General features: G+C 58.0%; 1 protein-coding gene. It reads left to right on the top strand.

Annotated elements, in window-relative coordinates:
* The first annotated feature begins 60 nt into the window (after positions 1–60).
* The gene (locus OHL21_RS00035) at positions 61–1,161 is read left to right on the top strand and encodes an IS630 family transposase (RefSeq protein ID WP_263415200.1); all 1,101 of its coding nucleotides are present in this window, start codon (positions 61–63) and stop codon (positions 1,159–1,161) included.

The following is a 1,161-nucleotide window of genomic DNA, read 5'->3' as shown; positions in this document are numbered from 1 at the left end:
CTAGTGTCCTGAGTCATTAATTCGTTCAACTATTTTTAGATTGGGTCCATCTAACATGGCATGGAGCAAGCCATGAGACGAGGACGCAGTTTGCCGTCGTTGACGTTGACGACTGAGGATCGAGAGACGTTGCAGGGATGGTCGCATCGGCGCAAGACCGCGCAGGCGCTAGCGCTTCGTTCTCGGATCGTTCTGAAGGCTTCGACTGGATCGACGGCCACGGCGATCGCTGCGGAGATGGGTCTGTGTATCCAGACCGTGAGCAAGTGGTGGCGGCGCTATGCGGCTTCCGGGACGGACGGTTTGCTCGATGAATCTCGTCCAGGGCAGCCACGCAAGCTCAGCGATGCCGACATCGAACGGGTGATCGTGCAAACGTTGGAGAGCAAGCCGGAGGGAGCCACACACTGGTCGACCCGCTCGATGGCTGAGGCAACAGGGTTGAACCAGACCGCGATCAGTCGCATCTGGCGTGCCTTTTCGCTACAACCGCACCGCCAGGAGAACTTCAAACTCAGCCGCGATCCGCTCTTTATCGACAAGGTCCGCGATATCGTTGGCCTTTACCTCAATCCACCCGATCGCGCCCTGGTGCTATGCGTGGACGAAAAGAGTCAGATTCAAGCGCTGGAACGCACCGCGCCTCTGCTGCCGATGCGCCCAGGTCAAGCCGAACGCCGCGCCCACGATTATCTGCGCCACGGAACCACCAGCCTCTTCGCTGCGCTCGATACCAAGACCGGTAAGGTCATCAGCCAGTTGCAGCGCCGTCACCGCTCGGTGGAATTCCGCAAGTTCCTCGACATCATCGAAGCCAACGTCCCGGCTGAGCTGGACGTTCATCTGGTGATGGACAACTACGCTACCCACAAGACTGCCGCGATCCAGCGTTGGATGGTGCGTCATCCGCGCTTCCACGTTCACTTCACCCCAACCTCCGCAAGCTGGCTCAACCAGGTCGAACGTCTCTTCGCCGACCTCACCGAAAAGCAAATCCGCAGAGGCAGCTTCCGCTCCACACTACAACTGGAAGGCGCTATTCGACACTACCTCCAGCACCACAACCAACACCCAAAACCCTTCGTCTGGACTAAAACCGCGGACGACATACTCAACTCCCTCGCAAAATATTGCCAACGAATTAATGACTCAGGACACTAG

Source organism: Terriglobus albidus (assembly GCF_025685425.1).
In the GTDB taxonomy this organism is placed as follows: domain Bacteria; phylum Acidobacteriota; class Terriglobia; order Terriglobales; family Acidobacteriaceae; genus Terriglobus; species Terriglobus albidus.
The sequence above is the reverse complement of the archived record's forward strand: the minus strand, read 5'-3'. Positions and strand labels throughout refer to the sequence as shown.

Coding starts and splice junctions, on each gene's coding strand:
- OHL21_RS00035 (WP_263415200.1), top strand. CDS start 61: ATGGAGCAAGCCATGAGACGAGGACGCAGTTTGCCGTCGTTGACGTTG.